We start from the raw sequence: 25,113 nt of genomic DNA on the forward strand, positions 1-25,113 counted from the left end.
CGCCGAGGCCCCGTCTTGCTACCGAGACCCCGTCGTGCTGACGAAAGCACGACGGGGTCTCGGCACGAAGACGGGGCCTCGGCGAAAGGAAAGGACAGGAGGCGAACTCAGATCGTGTCGTCGGCGCCGATGATGTCGAGATTCCAGAACCGGGAGTCCGGATCGTCGGGGTCGTGGCCGTCCGTGACCTCGGTGATCACGTCGTTGATGCGCCGCTCGATCTCGCGGAACTCGGCCTCGGTGACCCGCAGGTTCCGCTGCGAGAAGGTGCCGTGCTGTGCCGCATCCCGCCCGGACACGTAATCAGCCGACCACGCCAGCACGCGCCGGACCATCGCGATATGGTCCTCGACGAGCGCGGTCATCAGGGCGTTCCCGAGCCCTTCGTCTTCGACCGGATGCTCCGGGGAGCCGATGTTCCACGCCCCGTCCACACCCTTCCAGACTCGATCGCGTCGATCACGGGCGTGCTCCGGGTCTTCTTCGATGAGTCCGGCTTCCGCGAGGACGCGCAGGTGGAAGCTCACGCTGTTCGCCGGAACATCCAGATCGCCGGCGAGATCGGCTGCTCTGGCGTGACCACGCGCGGCGACGGCCTTGGCGATCCGCCGCCGGAGCGGGTGCGCATAAGCCTTCAGCATCGCCGAAGAGGCGTGCCGCTCATCCGGATGCACGGGCTTGCGCGTCTCGTCCGCCATGGCCCGATTCTACTCACAACAGAAGTTGCGCAATTCCTATTGCGCAACTCTTCTTGCGGAATTACCATCGTCGACATGACCACTGCGACCGCGCCGCACAGCCTGATCCGCAACGGGCGCTATGCCGCCTGGCTGGTCAGCGACACCGCCAAAGGGCTCGCGAGCGCGCTGTTCGGATTCGCGATCCCGCTCATCGCCCTGTTCGTCACGAACGAGCCCGCTCAGGCCGGCGCGATCAGCGCGGTCGGCATGGGCATCCGCATGGTCACGACGGTGTTCGGCGGCGTGCTCGCCGACCGTCATCGCCGCATCGTCATGATGGTGATGGGCTCGGTCGTCGGCGTCGTGCTGTCAGCGGCCTTCACCGTTCTCGCGCTCACCGACGCACTGACGTTCGCGACGCTGCTGGTCATGGAGATCCTGCTCGCCGGGCGCACCGGGCTCTTCGACATCGCGGGCGAGAGCGCGTTGAAGGAGATCGTGCCCGACGACGCGATGGGACGCGCGCAGGCCGCTAACCAGGGCAGGGATGCCGTGCTGCAGCTCGCCGGCGGACCGCTCGGCGGTGTGCTGCTCGCCGCAGGCGCGTGGCTGATCGGCGTCGCGATGGCCGTGTGCCACTTGATCGCCGCCGTCACCGCCTGGATGCTGCAGCGGTCTGTCGCGGCATCCACCCCCATACCCGCTCCCGCTCCTTCTTCCACCCCGGAGAACGGAGACGACCCGGCGCGTCGCCGGGGTGTCGCGCCTGGAGTCGCCGCCGACTCGCCGGATGGTCCGGGTTTTCCCACCGAGAACGGCGAACCGGATGCCGCGGACACGGGTCTCCTCGCCGCCGCTGTCGCCGTCGGGAAGCCCAACGCGATGCGCGAGATCACCGAGGGGTTCCGCTGGCTGTTCTCCCGCCCTGACCTGCGCGGTGTCCTCTTCGTCGCAACGATCATCAACCTGGGCTTCAGCGTCGCGATGACGACGGTGATCTACGCGCTGCAGCAGCAGGGGCACTCGCCGGTGACGATCGGGTTCTTCGCCACCGGCGCCGGAGTCGCCATGCTCCTCGGCGCACTGCTCGCACCGACCATCGTCTCCCGCGTGCGCTCCGGCACCGTGATCATCGGCGGACTGGCCGTGTCGGCGGTCGGGGTCTTCGGACTCATCCCCGTGCACGAGCCGCTGCCCCTCACCCTCGTGCTCGCCGGCATCGTGTTCTTCATCCCCTCCGTCAACGCGGCGCTGATGGGCTACTTCATGGTCGCGACCCCCACCGAGATGCTCGGCCGGGCGAACAGTGCCTCCGCCGTGCTCGGAATGGGCGCCATTCCGCTCGCACCGCTCGTCGCCGGCATCGGCCTGTCGCTGATCGGGCGCGACGCGACCCTGGTCGTCGGCGCGGTGCTCTGCACGATCTCGGTGCTGCTCGCCATCTCCACAGCCGCGCTGCGGGCACTGCCTGCCGAGTCCGGCTGGGCCGCGCACTCCGCGCAGTTCGCCATCCGCTGACGCGCAGGGCCGCGGGGCGGTACTGTGACTGCAGCTCACCGAAGGAGATACCGATGTCCGAGACCCAGTTCGTCGAGAAGCCCCTGCCCGCAGTCCGCCTGGCGGCGGTCCGCAGGGTCGTGGCGTCGCAGCCCGAAGTGGGCGCCGTCGTCGGGCCTGCGTTCGACGCGGTCGCCGACGTCATCGGCGGTGAGCCCGGCGCGCTCGACACCCCGATAGCGGAGTACGAGGCTCTCGCGGACGGCGGTTACTCGATCGTCGCCGGATTCGCATACGACGGCCCGGAGCGCGAAGGCATCGAGATCGTCGAGCTGCCTGCCGTGGATGCCGCGGTCTGCGCGACCCACCTCGGATCGATGTCAGGCATCGCGGAGAGCTGGCACGCGCTCAGCACCGCGGTCGCCGACCGGGGTCTCACGGCGTCCGCGACCTGCCGCGAGCACTATCTGCAGTCGGCATCCGACGATCAGTCCGACTGGGTGACCGAACTGCAGCAGCCCGTCACCCGACGCTGAGCGCTGACGGCCGGCGGATGAGCCCGGATGCCGGAACCTACAGCGCCCCGACGAGGGCGGCGATGCCGGCGATGACCGAGACCAGCGCGAGAACCAGCGCGACGCCGATCAGCACCGCGTGCACCTTGAGGAACGCCGTGGCCTTTCCGGCGGCATCCCGTGCCCGCGGATCCCGCGCGACCCGCTTGTAGAACTGCGGCCACACGATGATGTTGAAAGCGGCGTTGACGAACAGGAGCACGGCGAGAGCGATCACCCCTCCAGCGTAGGCGCGGCTCTCAGAGTAGGCGCGGCGGCCGCCCGCCGCCCGTCAGGTCAGCTCGCGGGCGCGGAGTGCTGCGCCGAGCAGCCCGGCGTCCCCGCCCAGCTGCGCCGGCACGAGCTGCGGCAGCCGGTGGAAGCTGAGCCGCGCCGCCAGTCGCGTGCGCAGCTCGTCGAACAGCACGTCGCCGGCGCGAGAGAGGCCGCCGCCGATGACGATCGCCTCCGGAGCGAGGATCGACGCCAACTGCGCGAGCGCGAGGGCGAGCGCGTCGAGAGCGTCATCCCAGATCCGCGCCGCCACCGGATCGCCGGCCAGCGCGCGCGCGATGACCGCACGGGCTCCATCGGGAGCCGTCCCGGTCTCGGCGGCGTAGCGGCGGGCGATGGCTCCGGCGGATGCGACGGTCTCGAGGCATCCGTAGGCACCGCACGCGCAGAGCATCGCGTTTCCGCGCGGCGGGACGTCCGCGATCGGAGCGTGTCCGATCTCACCCGCGTACCCGCCTGCGGTGTACGGCTGACCGCCGATGAGAACGGCCCCGGCGATCCCGGTGCCGATGATGAGCACGACGACATCATCATGGGCCCGAGCCCCGCCGAGCTCGTGCTCGGCCCAACTCGCAGAGCGCACATCGTGATCCAGGGCTATCGGCAGCTGCAGCCGTTCGGCGGCGAGCGCGCGCAGCGGGGCATCCCGCCAACCCAGATTGCTCGCGAAGACGACGAGCCCGGCATCCGCGTCGACGATCCCGGGGACGACGAAGCCTCCCGCCTCGGGCACGACGTGCGGATGCTGCGCGCGCAGCTCGTCCGACAACCGGGCGAGCTCCTCGATCACGGCGCCGGCGGGGTCGGCGCCCAACGGCGGAGTGGGCGTGCGACGCAGTCCGAGCGCAGTCCCGTCCGCATCGAAGAGCGCCGACTTGATGTCGGTGCCGCCGACGTCGAAGGCGAGCACGGGTGCTCCCGGTCCGATCCCCCGCTCTGTCATCGGTACAGGATTCCGTTCTGGTGATGTTTGTTCATACACTTCACAAATCAGCGTACTGTGCCGAGGCCCTGAGCAGTAGGCCGCGAGCGCGAAGAGAGCGACACAGAATCGCGCAATAGGATCGACCCCATGCGCATTCTGGTCATCGGAGCATCCGGGCACATCGGCAGCGTCGTCACCACGACACTGCAATCGCACGGACATGACGTGCTCGCCGCGTCGCGCAGCGGCGACTGGACCGTCGACATCACCGACCCGACCTCGGTGCGCGAGCTGTTCGAGAAAGTCGGCGAAGTGGATGCCGTGGTCGTGGCATCCGGATCCGTGCCGTTCGCCCACCTCACCCAGCTGACGCGCGACGACTACCTCACCGCCTTCACGTCGAAGGCGCTCTCGCAGATCGAGGTCGTCACGGTCGCCCTGGATCACGTGCGCGACGGCGGCTCCATCACGATCACGAGCGGCGTGCTGGCGCGCGAGCCGATCGCCACAGGAACGGCGGCAGCGGTCGCGAACGGCGCCCTCGAGTCGTTCGTCGTCACGGCCGCTGCCGAGGCTCCGCGGGGCATCCGCATCAACGCCGTCTCCCCGAACGTGCTGGAGAAATCGCCGAATCACCACGCGTTGTTCGCCGGTCAGCGTCCGGTGACGGATGCCGAGGTCGGCCGCGCGTACGTGCTCGCCGTCGAAGGGCTCGTGCGAGGACGCGTCATCACCCTCTGATCCTTCCGCCGAACCCGGCGGTCATGTATCAGAAATCCCTTGCCGTGCTCCTATCAAGTGTGAGCACAATGATCTTCATGACCGACGCTTCCCGCGGGGGCGCCGTCAGCGATGGCCCGGCGCGGTGGGAACGCGCCGCCGATCTCTTCGCCGACTGGCGCGCCGGAGATGTGCGCGCCATCGACGACCTCGTTCGGCTGATGACGCCGGTGCTCTGGCATGTCGTCCGGGCCTACGGCCTGGAGCGCACGCTCGCAGAGGACGTCGTGCAGTCCACCTGGCTCGCGCTCGTACGAGGGCACGAGAAGATCGCCGACTTCCGCGCCATCTCCGGCTGGCTCACGATGACCGCTCGGCGGGAGGCCTGGAAGGTCTCCAAGAGCAGCAGGCGATCGGATGCCACGGCCGAGGAACTGCTCGAGCCGCTGCTTCCTGCGCAGGAGTCGGCAGAGGCGCTGGCCACGACATCCGACGAGTCGCGGCGCCTGTGGGCGGCGGTGCGCACGCTCGATGAGAGGTGCCGACGGCTGCTGCGCGTCATCGCGTTCGACGACCGTCCGGACTACGCACGGCTCGCGGCGGAACTCGACATGCCGGTAGGCAGCATCGGACCGACCCGCCGCCGCTGTCTGGTGAAACTGCGCGCACAGCTCGGAACCCCGCCCGAAGGAGACAGCGATGGCTGACAGCGACGCAGAGCTCCTCGCCCGATTGCGCGTCGCCGCCGAACTGGCCGACCCGCCGCCGCCCGACCTCGCCGACCGGGCGATCGCCGCGATCGCGATGGCCGACATCTCGCACGAGTACGCCGTGCTCACCTTGATCGAGAACGTCGAGACGCCGGTGCGCAGCGGCGAGCGCGGCGACGGGGAGACCACCACGCTGCAGTTCAGCGACGGCTCAGCGAGCATCCTCCTTCACGTCAGCCACAGCGAACGCGACCGACGCCGCGTGGACGGGTGGGTGGATGCCGGGGCGATCGTGGTGCAGCTCACACAGGGCGAGCGCACCTGGACGGCGACTCCCGATGATCAGGGGCGCTTCGTCTTCGATGACGTGGCACCGGGGCTGACCCGCGTACGCCTCGTCGTAGGCGGCGATCAGAAAGACCTGCTCACACCGCACTTCGAGGTGTGAGGACTGAAGCGTGGAGCCGAGAGGGAGAGCGATGGCGCAGCCCGAGAAGTGGAGTTGGCAGGACCGGGCGGAGGGGTCGATCCCGCGCGGAACGGCGCTGGATCCGACTGTGGAGCCGGTGGACGGCATCCGCGCGTTCCCGACCGCGTACCTGCCCGATCGGATGCTGATCTCCGAGCGGTTGGACGGGGAGAACGGCGCATACGACCGCGACCTGCGTGCGCTGACCCAGGCCGCCGGTTCGTTCGGCTGGCAGCTGACGGTCGAGAAGGAGGACGTCGTCCGCGCCGGGCGCGGGGCTGGGATGCTGCCGGGGATCCCCGGGGTGCGCCGCGCCGTCCTGACCACGCCGGACATCCCCCGCGAGGGCGAGTCGCCGGTGCCGCCGGACGCCTGGCGCGTGCTGCAGCGGGCACGCCGTATCGTCGGCGGGCCGATGCCGAGGGCGAGTCTCGAGCACGTGCTGGCCATCGATCCGGTCGGACTGAACCCGTTCACCCGCACCAACCCGTTCACGCGGACGAACCCGTTCACCCGCACCAACCCCGTACGCGGTGAGGGCGCCGTCGGCAGCGACGACTACCTCGAGCCGGGTCGCGGAGGACGCCAGCCGATCGCGTGGATCGGGGCGGCGCCGACGCGCAATGAACTCGCAGACAAGCAGAGGCGGGTCGTCGTGGCCGTCCTCGACACCGGCTGCGGCGAGCACGCCTGGCTGCCGGGTTCCATCGTGACGCGAGGGATCGAGCTGGACGGCATCCCGATCGGACTCACCGGCGACGACGACCCCGAGCTCTACCCCGACCTGTACGGCCAGCTCGACGGCGCGATCGACGCGGTCGCCGGGCACGGCACGTTCATCGCCGGACTGATCCGTCAGACGGCTCCGGATGCCGACATCCTGTCGATCCGCGTCGCCGGATCTCTCGGCGTGGTGGACGAGAGCACCTTCCTCGAGGCCGTCGCCGGCATCGTGGAGCTGCAGCGCCGCTTCGTCGAGGGCGAGGACGGCGGGCATCCGATCGACGTCCTGAACCTCTCGCTCGGGTACTACCACGAGACGCCGCTGGACGGGCAGTTCTCCCTCGTGCTCCACGAGATGCTGCAGACCGCCAGGGCGCTGGGGACGGTCGTGGTCTGCTCGGCGGGCAACGACGCGATCGATCGCCCGTCGTTCCCGGCATCGCTGTGGGCGTGGCCGGGGGCAGACAACGGGCTGGTTCCGGACAAGCACCTGCCACTGCTCTCGGTCGGCGCGCTCAACCCGTCGCAGCGATCGCTCGCCCTGTTCTCGAACATCGGGCCCTGGGTTCGCACGTATGCGCCGGGGGCGATGGTGGTGTCGACGACGCCTGCGTTCACTGGGGGGACACAGGCGGCGACGCGCGCGGACTTCGACGGGTTCGAGCGGCAGACCGTGGATCCGGACGACTACCGCGGTGGTTTCGTGGCATGGAGCGGCACGTCGTTCGCCGCTCCGTACGTGGCCGGCAAGGTGGCAGCGCTGCTGGGGACGCTGCCACCGGATGCCGGCGCTCCCGCTGCCGCTGTCCAGAAGGCCGTCGAGGAGGTGCTGGCGGCGCTGCCACCGGACGCTCCGCTGACCTGACGGCACGGATGCATGACGTTCTGCACGGATGCCGGGAGACACGCCGCTCGATCGTCCTGCATCCGTGCGATCTCCCTGCACCTGTTCCCGCCTCGGGCCGCCGCGGACTTCCGCGCGAGCGGCCGACACGGCATCCTGAACCCATGGGGAACTCTGCGCGCGAGCTGTACGAACGCGGGCTCGCGGCGTCCAATGCGCAGCGCTATGCCGAGGCTCGACGCCTGCTCGTCCGCGCCGAGACCGCGGTCGACGACGCGGACCTTCGCGCGCGCATCGCCGGCACCCTCGCCTACGTGCTCGCCCAGACCGGCGAGCCGGCACGCGCCGAAGCGCTGTGCCGCGACGCTCTCGAGCAGGACGGCGTCAGCGTCGAGACACGCGCGATCCTGGCGGGCCAGCTCGGCGTGCTCTTCACCCGAGCCGGGCGCCTCGACGAGGCAGAGACCATGCTCTCCCGCGCGATCGACGGGCTGGAGGGCACGGCGCAGGCGAACTGCCTCTTGAATCGGTCGCTCGTCCACATGCACCGCCGCGCCTTCGACGCTTCCACTGCCGACCTCGAGCGCGCCGTGGAGATCTACGAGAACGCCGGCGCTGCGGATGCCGCCGCCGAGGCCAGGCACAATCTCGGCTACACCGCCCTCCTGCGGGGCGACCTCGTCTCGGCTCTCGACCTCATGGCGCAGTCGCGTCCGGTGATAGCGGCATCCTCTCCCGTCGGCGCGGCGATGAGCGATCTCGACCGCGCCGAAGTGCTGCGTGACGCCGGGCTCGTCGACGAGGCCGAACGCCTGCTCGAGAGCGTCGCGACCACATTCGGCGCGGCTCGCATGCGGCACGCTCGCGCCGAGGCCGAGTATCAACTCGCCCGGTCGCTGCTGCGGCACGACCCGAAGCGGGCACGACGGGTGGCGAAGACCGCCGCCCGACGATTCCGCGCTCTCGGCGCCGAGAGCTGGGCGGCACGCAGCGACGCGATCCGGCTGGACGCCGAGCTGGCCGCCGGTGCCACACCGCCGGCGGCGGAGTTCGCCGCCACTGCCGGCGATCTGAAGCGCGCCGGTTTCCCGAACGAGGCGACGGCCGTGCACCTGAGCGATGCGCTGGCGGCCGTCCGCCGCGGCGACCCGGTACGCGCCATCCGGCTGCCTGCCGACGCCGCGACCCCGCTGCGCCTCCGCGCCGCCGAGGTCCGTGCCGTTCGCGCGCGCTCGCGCTCCCGGCACACGGAGTCCCGCCGTCACGCCGCGGAGGGCCTGGACGTACTCTCCGACTGGCAGCGCTCGTTCGGCGTGCTCGACCTTCAGGCATCCCTTGCGATGCACGGAACCAGTCTCGTGTTCGCCGGTCTGGCCGCCGCAGGTCGGAGCGGTGATCCGGAGGTCCTCTTCGACTGGTCGGAGCGCGCGCGACACCTCAGCCAGCAGGTCGCCCCTGTTCGCCCTCCGCACGACAGCGAGCACGCCGCCGACCTCGGCGAACTGCGGATGCTGCGTGCCGACCTCACCGGCCAGGAGTGGGCGACGCATCCGCGTGTCAGACAGCTGCGCGACCGCGTCCGCGAGCACCAGTGGACGGCGACCGGCGCCGGTGACACCCGGCCGCGCATCGCCCTGACGGCCCTGCAGGGTGAGCTCGGACGCGAACGCCGCGACGGCGCCCAGCCGGAGTTCGGCGAGGATGCCGGCACTGCCGCCCTCTCGTTCGTGTTCACCGGCGACGCCATGTCGTGCGTGGCCACCACGGCCGCTGACAGCACGATCGTCACGCTCGACCGTCCCGCGATCGCAGCCGCGGCGGACGGCCTCCGTGCCGACCTCGACGTGTCGGCGTCGATCCGCAGCGGGCCGATGGCCGCGATCGTCGCGCGCGCCTTGGCCGAGCGGATGCAGCGCCTCGATGACCTGCTGCTCGGGCCGATCCGTGCGATCATCGGCGGCCGACGCGTCGTCCTCACCACCCCTGGCATCCTCGCCGGCATCCCCTGGGCGATGCTGCCGACGATGGCCGGGCGCCCGTTCACCGTGGCGACGTCGATGTCGCGGTGGGCGCAGGAGCGCCACACCCCTCGCACGCTGCGGACTGCGGGTTTCGCCGCCGGCCCTCGTGTGCTTCGCGGAGTCGACGAGGTGCGCACCGCGGCATCCGTCTGGAGAGAGGCGACCGTGCTGACGGGCGATGACGCGCGCGTGGATGCCGTGACCGCGCTCGCGGCAGACGTCGATGCGCTGCACATCGCGGCCCACGGTCGGCACGCCGCCGACAACCCGCTGTTCGCCGGTTTCGAGCTCGCCGACGGCTCCCTGTTCGGCTACGACGTCGACCTCATCCCCCGCGTTCCAGACACGGTCGTGCTGTCGGCGTGCGAGCTCGGCCGGTCATCGGTGCGCTGGGGCGAAGAGGCGTTGGGGATGACGCGGGTCTGGCTGCACGCCGGAACCCGCAGCGTGATCGCCGCCCCCGCTCTCGTCCCGGACGATGTCGCCGGCGAACTGCTCGGTGCACTGCACACCGGTCTCAGTGCCGGCCGATCGCCGTCGGCGGCGCTGGCCGCGGCATCCGTTCAGACCGGACTGCACACGCCGTTCCAGTGCCACGGAACCGGCTTCTGAACTTTTTCCGCACCGGATGTATCAGAACGGCCCCGGCGCGCTCTTGATCATCGGAAGGTGTCACGCCGATGCCCCGACCCGGGGCATGAGGGAGGCGCGGTCGCGATGGGGATGCGTAGGGGTACGCAGCGGCAGACACCGACTACTCAGGAGGGCGTCGCGGATGCATCCACGGCGCCCTCCGCCATGCGCGGCCGTCACCGCTCTCGCCCTTCGACAGGCTCAGGGAGCGAGCGACGCTCAACGGCCTTCGGCGGCCTCGGTGTGGTGGCGGATGACCTCGGCGACGACGAAGTTGAACCACTTCTCGGCGAACTCGGGGTCGAGGTGCGCGGTCTCGGCAAGCGCTCGCAATCGCGCGACCTGCTGCTCCTCGCGGGCGGGGTCGGACGGCGGCATCGCGTGCTCGGCCTTCAGGACGCCGACCTGCTGCGTCGCTCGGAATCGCTCGGCGAGCATGTAGATCAGGGCGGCATCGATGTTGTCGATCGTGCCGCGCAGGCGCAGCAGTTCTGCGCGGGCGTCCTCGGCGTCGGTCATGGCTCTCCCTGTTCGTCAGCGGTGAGGCTGTTCGTCGGCGCTTAAGACGATATCGCGCGGCCGCACTCTAGAGTTGGCGCATGAGCTCCGACCTGCCCGCGGCACCCGACGATTCGCCCACCCCGGACGGCGCGCCGGTGCCTCCTGAGGCGAAGAACGCCGAGGCGACCGCAGCGCCGACCTCGCGAGCGGATGCCGCCTCGAAGACCGCGACGAAGGCCAAGAAGGCCAAGCGTCCTGAGCCGGAGGACCCGCCCCTCACCCCCAAACCCGTCGTCGAGCCGCAGCCGTCGTCGCGGTCGTTCTGGACGCGGATCGACAAGCCCTTCGTCTTCGGCTTCCTGGTCACGCTCGGCGGGCTGGCCGCCATCCTGCTCGGGCTGGCACTGTCGAACCTGTCGACGGTCATCATCTACATCGCCCTCGCGCTGTTCGCAGCGCTCGGCCTCGACCCTGCCGTCCGATTCCTCGAGCGTCGCGGACTCGGCCGAGGGTGGAGTGTGCTCGTCGTGCTCATCGCCCTGATCGCCGTGCTCGCACTCATCCTCTGGCTCATCATCCCGGTGGTCGTCGAGCAGATCACGCTGTTCGTGAAGAGCGTGCCTGGCCTCATCAGCGACTTCACGAGCAGCGACATCTACCGCACGCTGGAAGCCCAGTTCGGCGACCAGTTCGAGGATCTCGTCGGCGACGTGCAGGGGTTCCTCTCCGACCCGGGCAACATCGCGGTCATCGGCGGCGGAGCCCTCCAGGTCGGAGCATCCATCGCGAACGCCATCTCAGGCGTCGTGATCGTGCTCGTGCTCGTCATCTACTTCGTCGCGACCCTGCCCGGCATCAAGCAGGCCATGCTGCGCCTGGTCCCGGCTCGCGACCGCGCCAACACCGAGATCATCACCGACCAGATCACGGACTCCGTCGGCGGGTACGTCATGGGAATGGTGACGCTGGCGTTCATCAACGCCCTCGTCGTGCTGCTGCTCTACACGGTGATGGGGCTGCCCTTCCCGCTGCTGCTGGCCGTGGTGGCGTTCCTGATCACGCTGATCCCGCTGGTCGGATCGCTGATCTTCTGGGTGATCGGCACCGGCATCGCCCTGTTCGCCGATCCGATCCTCGCGCTCGTGTTCGCCGTCATCTACCTGATCTACATGCAGCTGGAGTCGTACTTCCTCACCCCGCGCGTGATGAACCGGGCGATCTCGATCCCCGGCTCGCTCGTGGTCATCGGCGCTCTCGTCGGAGGCACCCTGCTCGGCCTGCTCGGAGCCCTCGTCGCCGTGCCGGTCACGGCATCCATCCTGATCATCATCAAGAAGGTCTGGATCCCTCGCCAGGACTCCCGGGTCTGAACCCGGAGGTCAGGGCTGCACGGTTCAGGTCGCGATCTCTGCCGGTAAGCGGCGGCCAGAACGGCAAGAATCGCGACCTGAATCGGAGTGCTGTCAGATCAGGCCCTTGTCGGTGAGCCATTCCTCGGCGATGTCCTCCGGCGACATCTGGTCGACCGTGCTCTGCACACCGAGCGCGACGAGGTCGTCGACGCTCAGCTCGGCGCTGACGCCGTTGATGACATCGGCGATCTCGTCGGCGACGTCGCTCGAGGCGATCGGCACGACGTTCGACGCGAGGATCAGGCTCTCGGGGTCTTCGAGCGCGACGATGTCCTCGGTCTGGAACCGGGGGTCGGCCGAGTAGATGTCGGCAACCTGGATCTCGTCGGCCAGCAGCGCGTCGAACGTGGTGTCGCCCGTAGCCGAGAACGCGAGGTCGAGGCCGTAGACGCTCTTCGCGCCGGCGGGTCCGTACGGACGCTGCTCGAGCTCGGGAGCACCGCCGAGGGTCACCGTTCCGTCGACCTTCGAGAGGTCGGCGATCGAGGTGAGGCCGTTCGCGTCGGCGAACGCCTTGGTCACCGTGTAGGTGTCCTGGTCGCTGGCCTCGGCGTAGTCGAGCGCCGTGAGGCCGTCGGGAAGCGCGTCCTGCAGAGCCGCGTAGACGTCGTCCGAGCTGGTCGCATCGGAGCTGTCGTCGTAGTACTGGAGCAGGTTTCCGGTGTACTCGGGGAACAGATCGATCGCCCCGGACTCGACATCGGGCATGTACGCGTCGCGCTGCCCGATGTTGAACTGGCGGTCGACCGTGAAGCCCGCGCCCTCCAACGCCTGAGCGTAGATCTCGGCGACGATCTCGTTGGAGTAGTAGGCCTGCGATCCGACGACGATCGTGTCGGACGCGCCGTCACCGGAGGAATCGTCGGAGGGAGCGTCGAGCGGATTGCTGCTCGCGCAGCCGGCGAGGACGAGCGCCGCTGACAGGGCGACTCCCGTCGCGAGAGCGAGGCGTGACTTGCGTGCGTTGAACATGATGTTCCTCTCTGGTGGGGAGTCAGGCTGATGCTGTGGAGGCTGTGGTTGATGCCGCGCGACGAGCAGCCCGCGGTGACGGTGTGCCTGGTTTCGCGACCCGGATGCCGGTGGGAACGGCCATGCGCTGCGCGAGGGCGAGCAGCAGGTCGGCGATGAGGGCGATCACGGCGACGAGGATGGCACCGCCGAGCACCTGGTCGAAGCGGCGCAGCGGGATCCCCTGGATGATCGGCCAGCCGAGGCCGCCGAGGTTCACGTACGCGGCGATCGTCACGGTGGCGATGACCTGCAGGGTCGCCGAGCGGAGGCCGCCGACGAGCAATGGGAGCCCGAGCGGCACCTCGACCTTCCAGAACACCTGCCACTGCGTCATTCCGGTGGCGCGGGCGGCGTCGATGACGTGCCGGTCGATCGCCTCGAGCCCGGTGTACGCGCCGGCGAGGAGCGAGGGGATAGCGAGCAGCACGAACGTGATGGTCGCAGCCTCGGGCACGCGCAGCACCCCCATCAGCAGCACGAGCAGCACCATGAGGCCGAACGACGGCACGGCGCGGGCTGCACCGGAGATGGCGACGGCGATCTCGCGGCCTCGCCCGGTGTGGCCGATGGCCCAGCCGGCCGGCACCGCGATGACCGCGGCGATCAGCACGGAGATGACCGTGTAGAACAGGTGCTGGCCGAGCAGCACTGGGAGCGCGTACTGGCCCTCCAGCCGTTCCGGTGAGAACAGCCAGGCGAAGGCATCCGCGAACAGATTCATGCGGCGGCCCTCATCGGCACGATGCGACGGCGTGCGGTCGCGGCGGATGCGGTTCGCGTCCACGGCATGATGGCGCGGCCGGCCAGCATGAGCAGCAGGTCGATGACGAGCGCGATCACGACGACCGCGAGAACGCCCGCGAAGACCTCCGGGATGATGCGACGCTGCAGACCGTTCGTGAACAGGTAGCCGAGGTTCTCGACGCCGACGAGGATGCCGACCGTCGCCAGGGAGATCGTGCTGACCGCCGCCACGCGGAGCCCGGCGAGGATCACAGGGCCGGCAAGCGGAAGATCGACCGTCCAGAACCGGCGCGCACCGCCGTAGCCGACGGCCGTCGCGGCCTGCCGGACGTCGGGGTCGACAGAGTCGAGGCCGTCGGCGACGGATCGCACGAGGATCGCGACGGCGTAGATCGTGAGACCGACGATGAGATTCTCGGGGCTGCGGGCCTGATATCCGACGACGGAGGGCAGGAGGATCAGCAGGGCCAGCGAGGGAATCGTGTACAGCAGCCCGGTGAGGACGACGATCGGGCCGCGCACGAGGCGATAGCGCCACGCGACCCAGCCGAGCGGCAGCGACAGGACGAACCCGCAGACGATCGCGATCGCGCTCTGACCCAGATGAGTGAGGGCGAGACCGAAGATGAGGTCGAGGTTGTCGGAGACCCAGGTCATGGAGTCCTCGGGGCGGCATCCGTGTCGTCGAGGAGCGAACCCTGCGTCCGACCCTCGGAATCGACCACGACACGACCGCGGGGGGTCTGCTTGATCCGCAGGGCGCGGTGGCCGCGCTCGGCGCCGATGAAAGCCGAGACGAAGTCGTCCGCGGGGTTCTCGATGATCTCGCTCGGGCTGCCCACCTGCACGACGCGCGCGCCCTTGTCGAGGATGACGACCTGGTCGCCGAGCAGGAAGGCCTCGTCGATGTCATGGGTCACGAAGACGACGGTCTTGTCGAGGTCGCGCTGCAGGCGGATGAGCTCCTGCTGCAGATCGGCGCGGACGATCGGATCGACGGCGCCGAACGGCTCATCCATCAGCAGGATGTTCGGGTCGGCCGCGAGCCCTCGGGCCACACCCACGCGCTGCTGCTGCCCGCCGGAGAGCTGGCTCGGGTACCGGTCGGCGAGCGCCCGGTCGAGCCCGACTGTGTCGAGCAGCTCACGCGCCCGCTCGTGCGCCTGCTTCTTGGGAGTGCCGTTCAACCGCAGCACGGTCGAGACGTTGTCGATGACCGAGAAATGCGGCATGAGCCCGGAGTTCTGCATGACGTAGCCGATACTGCGTCGCAGAGCCACCGGGTTCTTGCCGAGCACGCTCTCGCCGTCGATCTCGACGTCACCGCCGGTCGGCTCGACCATGCGGTTGATCATGCGCAGCAGCGTGGTCTTGCCGCATCCGGATGACCCGACGAACACCGTCGTCTTCCGTGACGGCAGCACGAGGTTGAAGTCCTCGACGGCGAGCGTGCCATCGGGGAATCTCTTGGATACCGAGCGGAACTCGATCAAAGCGCGAGCACAGCCTTCATGATGATGCCTCCTCGGAGTCGGTTTCGAGCGTAGGGGATGCCGCAGACATCTGGAGCAGATTCGCTGGGGGTTGACAGCACAGGGGCCGACACGGACTGTTCGGAGCACCCTGCCGATCGGATGGGCCTCAGGCGCTCTGCCGGCCGTACGCCTCGAGCAGCCGCAACCAGATCTCGTTCATGGTCGGGTAGGCGGGAACGGCGTGCCACAGGCGGGAGATCGGCACCTCGCCGACGACCGCGAACGTGGCGGCCTGCAGCATCTCCGACACGTCGGCCCCGACGAACGTGACCCCGAGGATGACATCCCGATCGGTGTCGACGACCATCCGCGCGGTGCCCGTGTAGCCGTCAGCGTGCAGGCTGGCGCCGGCGGTGGAGCCGAGTTCGGCATCGACCACGCGGGTGGTGTGCCCGGCATCCTGCGCAGCCGCGGCGGTGAGTCCGACGGAGGCGACCTCGGGGTCGGAGAACACCACCTGCGGCACGGCGGCAGCGTCGGCACTGGCGACGTGGCGTCCCCAGGTCGCGTCGTCGATCTCGTCGCCGTTCGCGCGCGCCGCGATGACGTCGCCCGCCGCACGGGCCTGGTACTTGCCCTGATGCGTGAGCAGAACGCGGCCGTTGACGTCGCCGACCGCGTACAGCCAGTCGTGCCCCTGAACGCGGAGAGTGTCGTCGGTGCGGATGTACTCGCCTGGTTCGAGCCCGATGGTCTCGAGTCCGATGTCGTCCGAGCGCGGCTGGCGGCCTGTGGCGGCGAGCACCTCCGCGGCACGGATCTCGGTGCCGTCGTCGAGCGTGATCGTGACCCCGTCGTCATCGCGGTCGACGCGAGCCGTTCCGGTGTTCGTGCGGACGTCGACGCCGTCGGCGCGCAGCCCCTTCTCGACGAGCTCGCCGGCGAACGGCTCCATCTTCGCGAGCAGGCCGCCGCGGGAGATCACGGTGACCTTCGCGCCGAGCGACGCGTAGGCGGTGGCCATCTCGACCGCGACGACGCCGCCGCCGATGATGGCGAGGGATGCCGGCACCTCCTGAGCGCTCGTCGCCTCACGGCTCGTCCAGGGTGCCGCTTCGGCGAGACCGGGGATCGGCGCGATCGCGGCATCAGATCCGGTGGAGACCGCGACCGCGTGACGAGCGCGCAGCACGCGCTCCGTGCCGTCGTCATCGGTGACGGTGACCTCGCGCTCCCCGCTGATGCGACCCTGACCACGGGCGAGGTCGATGCCTGCGGACTGCAGCCACTTCACCTGTCCGTCGTCGGACCAGTCGCTCGTGAAGGAGTTGCGTCGGGCGAGGACCTCGGTGGGATCGAGTTCGCCCCCGATGACGCCCTGCACGTGCTGAGCGGCGCGCAGCGCCTGGCCCGAGCGCAGCAGCGCCTTCGAGGGCATGCACGCCCAGTACGAGCATTCGCCGCCGACCAGTTCGCTCTCGATGACGATCACGCTCAGGCCGCCCTGAACGGCGCGGTCGGCGACGTTCTCGCCGACGGGACCTGCTCCGATCACGATGAGGTCGTACTCGTCTGTCGACATGGCGTTGCCTTCTTCCGGTCAGCGTGCGGGGCCAGTCTTCCCGAAGTGCAACCGTGTGTCACGGGGATTGTTCCCGACGTGTCCGCGGGGCGAGGATCGCCGCAGCGGCTGCAAGCAGCCCGGCCAGCGCGAATACGGCGACGAACGCAAAGCCGCCGGCCGCGAGCGCGGCGAAAAGAACACCAGTGACCGCCAGGGAGAGTGCGGTGCCGAACGAGTCGGCCACCGTCATCGCCGCACTGTTGAAACCTTGGGTCTCCTCCGTCGACGCCGCCAGCGTCAATGCGCTCAGACGCGGACTCGCCAGCCCCATTCCCGCTCCGGCCAGCACCCAAGCGCACATCGCCACGAAGGGCAGCAGCGCGAACGCGGCTGTCGCGAGGACGGCCGTGACGCCCGCCAGCACGAGAACGGTGCCGACGCGCACTGCTCGTTCGCTCTCGAGCCGCATGCCCAGCTTTCCCTGAATGATGGATGCCGTGGACCATGCCAGGGCTCCGCCGGTGAGCGCGAGTCCCGCGAGTGTGGGAGTGAAGCCGTACTTCTCGGCGAGCAGGTAGGGCAGATAGATCTGCGTGCCGAAGAATCCTGCGGCCACGACGCCGCGAACGAGGATGGTTGCGGCGAGCCCGCGGCGTCCGCTCAGCGTTCCGGCGGGAACCAGAGGCCGGACAGCGATGAGAGCGACGACGACCATGGCCGCGGCCAGCGCCGCTCCCACCACAGGAAGATCGCCGATGAGATTGAGCCCGAGGACGGCGAGCGCGGCAAGAACCGACCAGCCGATGCGGCCAAACGCCCAGGGAGTTCTCCTGCCGGCGTCTCCCCGGAGGCGGTCAGCGTCTCCCACAGCGAGGCCTCGAAGGGCGGGGACCACCATGAGCAGCGTAATGAGTACGAGGATCACGACCCCGAGGAAGACCCAGTGCCAGCTCCACACTTCGGCAACGACACCGGCGACGGTCGGACCGATCAGCGACGGAATGACCCATGCAGCCGCGAACCCGGCGAAGATCGCAGGGTGGAGGTCCTGCGGATACACCCGCGCGACCACGACGTAGAGTGCGACGGTCAGCCCTCCGCTGCCCAGGCCCTGGGCGAAGCGTCCGGCGACCAGGATCTCCATGCTGGGCGCGAGTCCCGCCACGAGGAGACCCGCGACGAAGACCACGACAGACGCGTACAGCGGAGCCGTCGGCCCTCGGCGGTCCGCCCAATTCCCCGCGCCGACCATACCGATCACGCCCGTGGCCAGGGGACCGGCGAAGGCCAGTGCGTACAGGCGTTCGCCGCCGAGATCAGCGGAGACGACGGGCATCACCGTTGTCACGGCAAGCGATTCGAATGCGCCGAGAAAGACGAGTGCGCAGGCGCCGATCGTGATCCAGGCGTAGGTGCCGCTCAGTATCCCTGGCGGGGCGTCGCGCGATGTCCGCACGGTATCCGTGTCTGCAGTCATGGGCATGACGCTAAGACCTCAACTATAGTTGAGGTCAACTCCGGTGAGGAAGAAGAGATCATGCCACAGCTGGACGGCGACAAGAGCCGCCGCATCACGATCGGCGAACTCTCCAGGCGCAGCGGGGTCGCGGCATCCGCTCTGCATTTCTACGAACGCAACGGCCTGATCGAGTCCGAGCGCACAGACGGCAACCAGCGCCGGTACCGCCGCGACGCGCTGCGTCGCGTGGCGTTCATCCGCGTGTCGCAGCGCGTCGGCATCCCCCTCAAGGACATCCGCTCGGCGCTCGATTCACTGCCAGAGGGACGAACGCCGAACAAGCGCGACTGGGCTCGCCTGTCGCAGCGGTGGCGCGATGAGCTGGACGCGCGAATCCGCCAGCTCGAGCACCTGCGCGGCGACCTGGACGGATGCATCGGTTGCGGATGCCTCAGCCTGAACTCCTGCGCGCTGCAGAACCCGGCTGATGTGCTCGGCAGGGAAGGATCGGGTCCGATCCGCTGGCTCGCGAAGGCCGAACCGCCCGCATAACTCCGGAGAGACTGCCCGGATCGGTGCGTGGGCGGCCGAGATCATGCCGATCTGCCGAAACCCTCCGGAGTTGTGCGGGGTGGGAAGAGCCCGCGCCTCGGTGCGGACGGGCTCAGCGGGCGAGGAGGATGCTGCTGGGCGCGGGGGCCGCGGTGCGGTGACGGATGCCGCGGGGCGCCCCGGTTCGCTCGTCGAGGTCGAGGATGCTGATCTCGTCCGACCGCTGTCCGGCGACGAGCAGCGCACCGTCGTGCACGAGGTGGTGCCGCGGCCAGTCGACGCCGGACTCGGCGAGCGCGAGCTGCTCGACCACATCGCCGGCGCCGCGAACGCGCAGCGCCGCGATCGTGTTGCTGCCGCGGACGCCGGCGTACAGCGTCTCGCCGTTCCGCGAGCGGGACAGCTCGGACGGGTAGTCGATTCCGGCTTGAGCGGCAGGGCTGACCGCCGTCGCCGCGACGAGGGCCCATCGGCCGTCAGGTCCGGCAGCGAGGGTGAAGACCTCGCACGAGTACTCGGTGACCACATGGAGGTGCCCGCTGGGGTGCACGACCATGTGCCTAGGGCCGACGCCGTGCGGCAGCACGATCTGGTGATCGGACACCAGCCCGGCAGAGGTCGGCCGCCAGACGCGCACGAGATCGAACCCGATGTCGGTCGTGGCGATGCGTCCGTCCGGCAGGAACGCCGCGGCGTGCGCGTGCGAGGTGCGCTCCGGCGCGTCGACGGTGGATGCCGGAGCGAGAGCGGCGGCGATCATCGCAGCGGCCGGTGAAACAGGGTCCGGGGCGCCCGGCGTCAGCCCCAGCTCTTCATCGAACAGCAGCAGCCCGGAGCGCGGGGGCTCGGATGCCGCGGGCGAAAGCGATGCGAGCACGTCGTTGAGGTCGGGGCCCTGCGCCGCTGGCGCCCCTTGTGCCGCCGGGACAGGGTTCGTGCCGTACGGGTCGGTCGCAGCATCCGCCACCGCCGTCTCGCCCAGCAGCCCGGAGGCGTCGATCCCGACGCGCACGACGCGGCCGTCGCCGTAGCAGCTCACCACGAGGTACCGGCCGTGCGGCGCGACGGCGAGGTGGCACACGCCGGCGCCGACTTCGACGGGCGCGCCGAATCGGGCGAGCGACCGCTCCCCGGTGCGCGCGAACGCCTGCACGGTGCCCGAGCCCTCGAGCGCGGCATAGACGATATCGAGTGCGGGGTGCGAGGCGAGCCACGACGGCGACGCCGCGGCGGCCACCGCACCACGGTACGCAAGACTGATCGGCTCGCGCCCTTCGTCGCCTTCGAGCAGGCCGATCCCCGCGGCATCCCCGTCCATGTCGGGGCCATAGCCGCCGATCCAGAAGCGAGTCATGTCGTCACCCTCTCGTCCGAATGCGCCGGCAGGGGTCGCATCCGGTCGCCGAACCCGAGTTCAGGCGACGATTCACGACCCCTCCCGCAGCGCGCCTGGGCACGTCACACCAGGTCGTGGCGGACGATCACCTCGTCACGCTCCGGGCCCACACCGATGACGGAGATGCGCGTGTTGCTCATGCCCTCGAGCGCGAGCACGTAGTCCTGCGCGTTCTTCGGCAGATCGTCGAACGTGCGCGCCTTCGAGATGTCCTCGGTCCAGCCGGGGAAGTACTCGTAGATCGGCTTCGCGTGGTGGAAATCGCTCTGGTTCACCGGAACGTCGTCGAAGCGCTCTCCGTCGACGTCGTAGGCGACGCACACCGGGATCTGCTCGAGGCCAGTGAGGATGTCGAGTTTGGTGAGCACGAGGTCGGTGATGCCGTTGACCCGCGTCGCGTAGCGGGTGATCGGAGCGTCGTACCAGCCGGTGCGGCGGATGCGTCCCGTCGTCGTGCCGTACTCGAAGCCGGTCTTGCGCAGCCACTCGCCCTGCTCGTCGAGCAGTTCGGTCGGGAACGGGCCTGAGCCGACACGGGTCGTGTACGCCTTGACGATGCCGACGATGCGGTCGAGGCGCCCCGGCCCGACGCCGGATCCGGATGACGCGCCCGCCGCTGTCGCGGTCGACGAGGTCACGAACGGGTAGGTGCCGTGGTCGACGTCGAGCATGGTCGCCTGACCGCCCTCGAACACGACGACCTCGTCGCGCTTCAGCGCCTCCTCGAGCAGGTGACCGGTGTCGGCGACCATGGGGCGCAGTCGCTCGGCGTAGGACAGCAGGTCGTCGACGATCTCGTCGCACGTGATCGAGCGACGGTTGAACACCTTCACCAGCAGGTGGTTCTTCTGGTCGAGCGCGCCCTCGACCTTCTGGCGCAGGATGTTCTCGTCGAAGAGGTCCTGCACGCGGATGCCGACGCGGTTGATCTTGTCGGCGTAGGCCGGGCCGATGCCGCGGCCGGTCGTGCCGATGTTGCGCTTGCCAAGGAAGCGCTCGGTGACCTTGTCGAGGGTGCGGTGGTACTGCGTGATGATGTGCGCGTTCGCGCTGACCTTGAGCTTGGAGACGTCGACGCCGCGGGCCGAGAGCGCCTCGAGCTCGTCGAAGAGCACCTCGAGGTCGATGACGACGCCGTTGCCGATCACCGGCGTGACGCCGGGAGACAGGATGCCGGAGGGCAGCAGGTGCAGCGCGTACTTCTCATTGCCGACCACGACGGTGTGACCGGCGTTGTTGCCGCCGTTGAACTTCACGACCCAGTCGGTGCGGTCTCCGAGCAGATCAGTTGCCTTGCCCTTGCCCTCGTCGCCCCACTGGACGCCGACGATAACGATTCCTGGCATGGGTATCCCCCTTGCTTTCGCCGGGTTCGCACCGGCCGATGAGCTGGCCCTCTTCGGGCGACTCCATCCTACCGACTGGCCTCTCGCTGCCCTCTCGGCGGACCACCGCGCACGACATGGCGGGAAACCGACGACGGTTGGCAGTCGACACGATCGACGAATGTCCATGGCCGGCGCGATGATCGGGGGATGCCAGAAGTATCACCGCGCCCGATATCGACCGAGCTGGAGGGCGACGAGCCACGCGGGCGGGCGCCGCTCATCCTCTTGGCTGCGCTCGTGACGGTCGTCCTGTGGGCTTCGGCGTTCATCGGGATCCGCGGGGCCGGCCCGCATTTCGACCCCGGCGCACTCGCGCTGCTGCGCATGGCCATCGGCGCGGCGGCGCTCGGGGTCATCGCTCTGCGGCATGGAATCCGTCTTCCAGCACGTCGGCACTGGCCCCTCGTGATCGCCTGGGGCATCGGCTGGTTCTGCGTCTACAACCTCGCGCTCAACAGCGCAGAGCGCACGCTCGACGCAGGGACGGCGGCGATGGTCGTGAACCTCGCCCCGCTCATGGTGGTCGTCTTCAGCGGTCTGCTTCTGCGCGAGGGCTTCCCCAAGACGCTGATGGTCGGCGCGCCGGTCGCGTTCCTGGGCGTGGTGCTGATCGGCACGAACTCGGCGACGAGTTCGGGCTTCGACGTCACCGGTCTGCTGCTCGCCCTCCTCGCCGCGGTCATGTACGCGGGTTGCACGCTGCTGCAGAAGCATCTGCTCAGCGCGGGCGTGGACGGGACGACGCTGACCTGGCTCGGCGCTGTCGCCGGCACGGTGGCGCTCCTGCCGTGGCTCGGAACCCTCATCGGCGATCTGCAGACCGCACCTCTGGATGCCACGTTGTGGGTCGTCTATCTCGGCGTCTTCCCCACTGCGATCGCCTTCACCACGTGGGCCTACGTCCTGCAGCGCAGCACGGCAGGGAAGACGTCGGCCACGACGTACATCGTGCCGGCGATCGCCATCCTGATGTCCTGGATCATCCTCGGAGAGGTGCCGACGCCTCTCATGTTCGTGGGCGGCGCGCTGTGCCTCCTCGGGGTCCTCATCACCAGGATGCGACGACGGCCCGTGCAGACAGGGTCCCGTGTCAGCCCGCGTGTCCTTGAGTGAATCTCGAGGCGACAATGCCCTGCAGGTCGGCATCGCGGACCAACTCCGGGATCGACGCGTCATCCGGCAGTGAGATCGTGTACTCCAGGCGGATGTCCTGCGAAGACGCGCCGACCTCGACGATGAACTCACCGGCCTCGCGCCGCCACAGCCCAAGGCGACCGTCACCGCGATCGGCCGCAGCGTCCCAATAGGCGAAGTCCCGCCCATCGAGATCGAAGCCGACTTCCGCGGATTCACCCGGTTCGAGGTGCAACTTCTCGAAGCCGCGCAGCTCCCGAACCGGACGCGAGACCTCGGCATCCGGATCACCGACGTACAGCTGCACGATCTCGGCACCCGCTCTGGACCCTTCATTGGTCACTCGGCAGGTGACACGAACGCGTCCGACAGCGGCATCCACGATCTCGGCGCTCAGATCGGCGTATCCGAACGATGTGTACGAGAGTCCGTGCCCGAACGGGTAGAGGACCCTCCGCCGCAGCGCGTCGTACCACCGGTAGCCGATGAACACGCCCTCGCCGTACAGGACCACGCCCCGCTCACCGTGCCAGTTCGGGAATCCAGGGGTGTCCTCGATCGCCAACGGATACGTCTCGGCGATCCGCCCGGACGGGTTGGCCAGCCCGAACAGTGCTTGTGCGATCGCGGCGCCGGCGCCCTGCCCGCCGAGTCCGCACTCGACGATGCCGTCCACGCTGTCGTGCCAGGGCTCCATGGTCACCGGCGACCCGTTGGCCAGGACGACGACGAGTGCGGCACCGGTTCGATCCCGTAGCTCAGCGAGCTCGGCGATGAGGACGTTCTGCTCCTCAGGGAGCGCGAGCGAGTCTCGATCATTCGCCTCCTGCTCGAATGCGAGGGGCAAGCCGGCGAAGACGATGATCGTCTCCGCGTCCTGCGCCGCCGTCAGTGCCTCCTCGATCAGCCGACGAGCAGTGTCGGATGGCTGTGCTTTCGCGAGATGCTGAACGGCCTCGGCCAGCTGCAGTTCTTTGGCCAGGGTCGCGGACCGGCGCGCGACCTTCGGGCGCTCCTCCACGAGCGTGATTCCGTGGGCGGCCAGAGTCGCTACGTTGTCGTCCTGATATGCGTTCTTCGGGAGATGCACGTAACCGGGGGCGTATGAGACCCGACCCGCCCCTGCGATCGCACGGATCTCCTCCAGGGGGACGTCGACCCGCGTCGGATCCACGCCGGACGACCCGCCGCCCTGGATGCGGGCGTGCTCCGCGAAAGCGCCGATCACGGCGATGCGACCGCCGTTCTGGCCCAGCGGGAGAGCTGGGCCTCCGGCCGGTCGTGCGTCGTTGCGTAGCAGCGTGATGGATGCTGCAGCGGCCTCACGCGCCAGCGCGTGGTGCTCATCCGCTTTCAAGAGCCTCAGCTGCTCGTCCGTGAGACGGTCCCCAGCGGCATGACCGAGGTGCATGACCGGGCCATCGACGACGTCGACACCGGGATACGCGCGAGCCACGAGGGTGAGTACGCGTCGCGCGGCGGCATCCACCACGGCCTCGTCGAGATTCCCGGCACGCACGGCGGCGACGACCTCGGCGTCCGTCCTGCCCGCTGTACCAGGCATCTCGAGGTCGAGACCCGCACGCAGCGCCGCAACACGGTCGTGGACGGCGTTCCAGTCCGAGACGACGGCACCCTGATAGCCCCACTCCTCGCGAAGCACTTCCGTCAGAAGCCAGCGGTTCTCGGATGCGTGGATGCCGTGGATGCGGTTGTACGAGCACATGACCGTCCAGGGGTCCGCCTGACGGACCACCCGCTCGAACGCGGCCAGATACGTCTCGCGAAGGGTGCGGTCATCGGCGACGACGGAGATCCGCGTCCGCTCGATCTCCTGGTTGTTGGCCGCGTAGTGCTTCAGCGACGCACCGACACCAGTGGACTGCAGCCCAGTGACGTACGCCGCTCCGAGTTCGCCGGAGTGGAACGGATCCTCTGAGAAGTACTCGAAGTTGCGGCCGCATAGCGGCGAGCGCTTCATGTTCACCCCGGGGCCGAGGACGACCTGGACGCCCTCCGCCCTGGCCTCCTCGCCGATCGCCGCTGCGACTCGACGCACGAGGTCTCTGTCCCATGACGCTCCCATCGCGGATGCCGTTGGGAACCCCGTCGCCGGCACCCACATCATGTCCACACCGGTCTCCTTGCGCAGTCCGTGAGGGCCATCGCCCACCTCGATCGACGGGACTGCCTGCGTGAGGCCCGGCCGGTCGATCGCTTGCGTGAACCAGTCGTCGACGCCGGAGAGCAGCGACACCTTCTCTTCCAGTGTGAGCTCGGCCAGCACGGTGTCGACGTCAAGCGCGGTGTCGACGTCGAGCGCGGTGTCGACGTCGAGGGCGGTGTCGACGTCGAGGGGAGGGAGTGCCATGAGGTCCTTTCGAGGTGAGCTGGGGCGGTGCGG

Annotated in this window: 23 protein-coding genes; 10 read left to right on the forward strand and 13 right to left on the reverse strand. The window is 69.2% G+C overall.

What is annotated here, in order from left to right:
• Positions 1-107: 107 nt before the first annotated feature.
• Positions 108-698 carry a helix-turn-helix domain-containing protein gene (locus LQZ87_RS14905; RefSeq protein ID WP_230104228.1) on the reverse strand — a complete coding sequence of 197 codons (591 nt, stop codon included), beginning with the start codon at positions 696-698 and terminating at the stop codon, positions 108-110.
• Positions 699-773: 75 nt separating this feature from the next.
• On the opposite strand from LQZ87_RS14905, the gene LQZ87_RS14910 reads away from it, so the two are divergent.
• Together LQZ87_RS14910 and LQZ87_RS14915 are read left to right on the forward strand one after the other, a co-directional pair.
• The gene (locus tag LQZ87_RS14910) at positions 774-2,198 is read left to right on the forward strand and encodes an MFS transporter (protein ID WP_230104229.1); all 1,425 of its coding nucleotides are present in this window, start codon (positions 774-776) and stop codon (positions 2,196-2,198) included.
• Between the two features lie 53 nt (positions 2,199-2,251).
• Entirely contained in the window at positions 2,252-2,713 is a 462-nt protein-coding gene (locus LQZ87_RS14915; protein WP_230104230.1) for a GyrI-like domain-containing protein, read from the forward strand.
• A gap of 37 nt (positions 2,714-2,750) precedes the next feature.
• On the opposite strand, the gene LQZ87_RS14920 is transcribed toward LQZ87_RS14915, so the two are convergent.
• Positions 2,751-2,969: an SCO4848 family membrane protein gene (locus LQZ87_RS14920; protein ID WP_230104231.1), complete on the reverse strand. Its 219-nt coding sequence runs from the start codon at positions 2,967-2,969 to the stop codon at positions 2,751-2,753.
• Between the two features lie 54 nt (positions 2,970-3,023).
• Complete coding sequence (locus tag LQZ87_RS14925) at positions 3,024-3,968, reverse strand: ROK family protein (RefSeq protein WP_230104232.1); 945 nt, start codon at positions 3,966-3,968, stop codon at positions 3,024-3,026.
• 129 nt (positions 3,969-4,097) lie between these two features.
• Here LQZ87_RS14925 and LQZ87_RS14930 point away from each other — a divergent pair, with 129 nt between their 5' ends.
• The 5 genes from LQZ87_RS14930 (at position 4,098) to LQZ87_RS14950 (ending at position 10,049) form a co-directional block, all read left to right on the forward strand.
• Entirely contained in the window at positions 4,098-4,691 is a 594-nt protein-coding gene (locus tag LQZ87_RS14930) for a short chain dehydrogenase (protein WP_230104233.1), read from the forward strand.
• A 77-nt stretch (positions 4,692-4,768) separates the two neighbouring features.
• On the forward strand, positions 4,769-5,377 hold the full coding sequence (locus LQZ87_RS14935) for a sigma-70 family RNA polymerase sigma factor (RefSeq protein ID WP_230104234.1): 609 nt from the start codon (positions 4,769-4,771) through the stop codon (positions 5,375-5,377).
• Positions 5,370-5,828 (forward strand): hypothetical protein, encoded by a 459-nt coding sequence (locus LQZ87_RS14940; RefSeq protein WP_230104235.1) that lies wholly within the window; start codon positions 5,370-5,372, stop codon positions 5,826-5,828. The genes LQZ87_RS14935 and LQZ87_RS14940 overlap by 8 nt, the downstream gene beginning before the upstream one ends.
• 31 nt (positions 5,829-5,859) lie before the next feature.
• Entirely contained in the window at positions 5,860-7,437 is a 1,578-nt protein-coding gene (locus LQZ87_RS14945; protein ID WP_230104236.1) for a S8/S53 family peptidase, read from the forward strand.
• A 143-nt stretch (positions 7,438-7,580) separates the two neighbouring features.
• On the forward strand, positions 7,581-10,049 hold the full coding sequence (locus tag LQZ87_RS14950; protein WP_230104237.1) for a CHAT domain-containing protein: 2,469 nt from the start codon (positions 7,581-7,583) through the stop codon (positions 10,047-10,049).
• A 240-nt stretch (positions 10,050-10,289) separates the two neighbouring features.
• Here LQZ87_RS14950 and LQZ87_RS14955 read toward each other — a convergent pair whose 3' ends face one another.
• On the reverse strand, positions 10,290-10,589 hold the full coding sequence (locus LQZ87_RS14955; RefSeq protein WP_230104238.1) for a chorismate mutase: 300 nt from the start codon (positions 10,587-10,589) through the stop codon (positions 10,290-10,292).
• Between the two features lie 80 nt (positions 10,590-10,669).
• On the opposite strand from LQZ87_RS14955, the gene LQZ87_RS14960 reads away from it, so the two are divergent.
• Entirely contained in the window at positions 10,670-11,941 is a 1,272-nt protein-coding gene (locus LQZ87_RS14960; RefSeq protein ID WP_230104239.1) for an AI-2E family transporter, read from the forward strand.
• Positions 11,942-12,034: 93 nt separating this feature from the next.
• On the opposite strand, the gene LQZ87_RS14965 is transcribed toward LQZ87_RS14960, so the two are convergent.
• The 6 genes from LQZ87_RS14965 to LQZ87_RS14990 all read right to left on the reverse strand — a co-directional run bounded on the left by LQZ87_RS14965 (position 12,035) and on the right by LQZ87_RS14990 (position 18,257).
• Positions 12,035-12,955, reverse strand: a complete 921-nt coding sequence (locus LQZ87_RS14965; protein WP_230104240.1) for an ABC transporter substrate-binding protein — start codon at positions 12,953-12,955, stop codon at positions 12,035-12,037.
• A 22-nt stretch (positions 12,956-12,977) separates the two neighbouring features.
• Positions 12,978-13,718 (reverse strand): ABC transporter permease subunit, encoded by a 741-nt coding sequence (locus LQZ87_RS14970; RefSeq protein WP_230104258.1) that lies wholly within the window; start codon positions 13,716-13,718, stop codon positions 12,978-12,980.
• Positions 13,715-14,398, reverse strand: coding sequence for an ABC transporter permease subunit (locus tag LQZ87_RS14975; RefSeq protein ID WP_230104241.1), 684 nt, complete (start codon positions 14,396-14,398; stop codon positions 13,715-13,717). The genes LQZ87_RS14970 and LQZ87_RS14975 overlap by 4 nt, the downstream gene beginning before the upstream one ends.
• Positions 14,395-15,234, reverse strand: coding sequence for an ATP-binding cassette domain-containing protein (locus tag LQZ87_RS14980; protein ID WP_230104242.1), 840 nt, complete (start codon positions 15,232-15,234; stop codon positions 14,395-14,397). The genes LQZ87_RS14975 and LQZ87_RS14980 overlap by 4 nt, the downstream gene beginning before the upstream one ends.
• Before the next feature lie 148 nt (positions 15,235-15,382).
• The gene (locus LQZ87_RS14985) at positions 15,383-16,798 is read right to left on the reverse strand and encodes an NAD(P)/FAD-dependent oxidoreductase (protein ID WP_230104243.1); all 1,416 of its coding nucleotides are present in this window, start codon (positions 16,796-16,798) and stop codon (positions 15,383-15,385) included.
• A 58-nt stretch (positions 16,799-16,856) separates the two neighbouring features.
• Positions 16,857-18,257, reverse strand: a complete 1,401-nt coding sequence (locus tag LQZ87_RS14990) for an MFS transporter (RefSeq protein WP_230104244.1) — start codon at positions 18,255-18,257, stop codon at positions 16,857-16,859.
• 60 nt (positions 18,258-18,317) lie between these two features.
• On the opposite strand from LQZ87_RS14990, the gene soxR reads away from it, so the two are divergent.
• Positions 18,318-18,791, forward strand: coding sequence for a redox-sensitive transcriptional activator SoxR (gene soxR / locus LQZ87_RS14995; RefSeq protein ID WP_230104245.1), 474 nt, complete (start codon positions 18,318-18,320; stop codon positions 18,789-18,791).
• Between the two features lie 112 nt (positions 18,792-18,903).
• On the opposite strand, the gene LQZ87_RS15000 is transcribed toward soxR, so the two are convergent.
• Positions 18,904-20,145: a beta-propeller fold lactonase family protein gene (locus LQZ87_RS15000; RefSeq protein WP_230104246.1), complete on the reverse strand. Its 1,242-nt coding sequence runs from the start codon at positions 20,143-20,145 to the stop codon at positions 18,904-18,906.
• Between the two features lie 104 nt (positions 20,146-20,249).
• Positions 20,250-21,533, reverse strand: coding sequence for an adenylosuccinate synthase (locus tag LQZ87_RS15005; protein WP_230104247.1), 1,284 nt, complete (start codon positions 21,531-21,533; stop codon positions 20,250-20,252).
• Positions 21,534-21,722: 189 nt separating this feature from the next.
• On the opposite strand from LQZ87_RS15005, the gene LQZ87_RS15010 reads away from it, so the two are divergent.
• Positions 21,723-22,688 carry a DMT family transporter gene (locus LQZ87_RS15010; RefSeq protein WP_230104248.1) on the forward strand — a complete coding sequence of 322 codons (966 nt, stop codon included), beginning with the start codon at positions 21,723-21,725 and terminating at the stop codon, positions 22,686-22,688.
• Here LQZ87_RS15010 and LQZ87_RS15015 read toward each other — a convergent pair.
• Positions 22,666-25,080: a glycoside hydrolase family 3 C-terminal domain-containing protein gene (locus tag LQZ87_RS15015; RefSeq protein ID WP_230104249.1), complete on the reverse strand. Its 2,415-nt coding sequence runs from the start codon at positions 25,078-25,080 to the stop codon at positions 22,666-22,668. The genes LQZ87_RS15010 and LQZ87_RS15015 overlap by 23 nt on opposite strands.
• Positions 25,081-25,113: the final 33 nt, after the last annotated feature.

Origin of the sequence: Microbacterium sp. Bi121 (assembly GCF_918698005.1) — a bacterium.
In the GTDB taxonomy this organism is placed as follows: Bacteria; Actinomycetota; Actinomycetes; order Actinomycetales; family Microbacteriaceae; genus Microbacterium.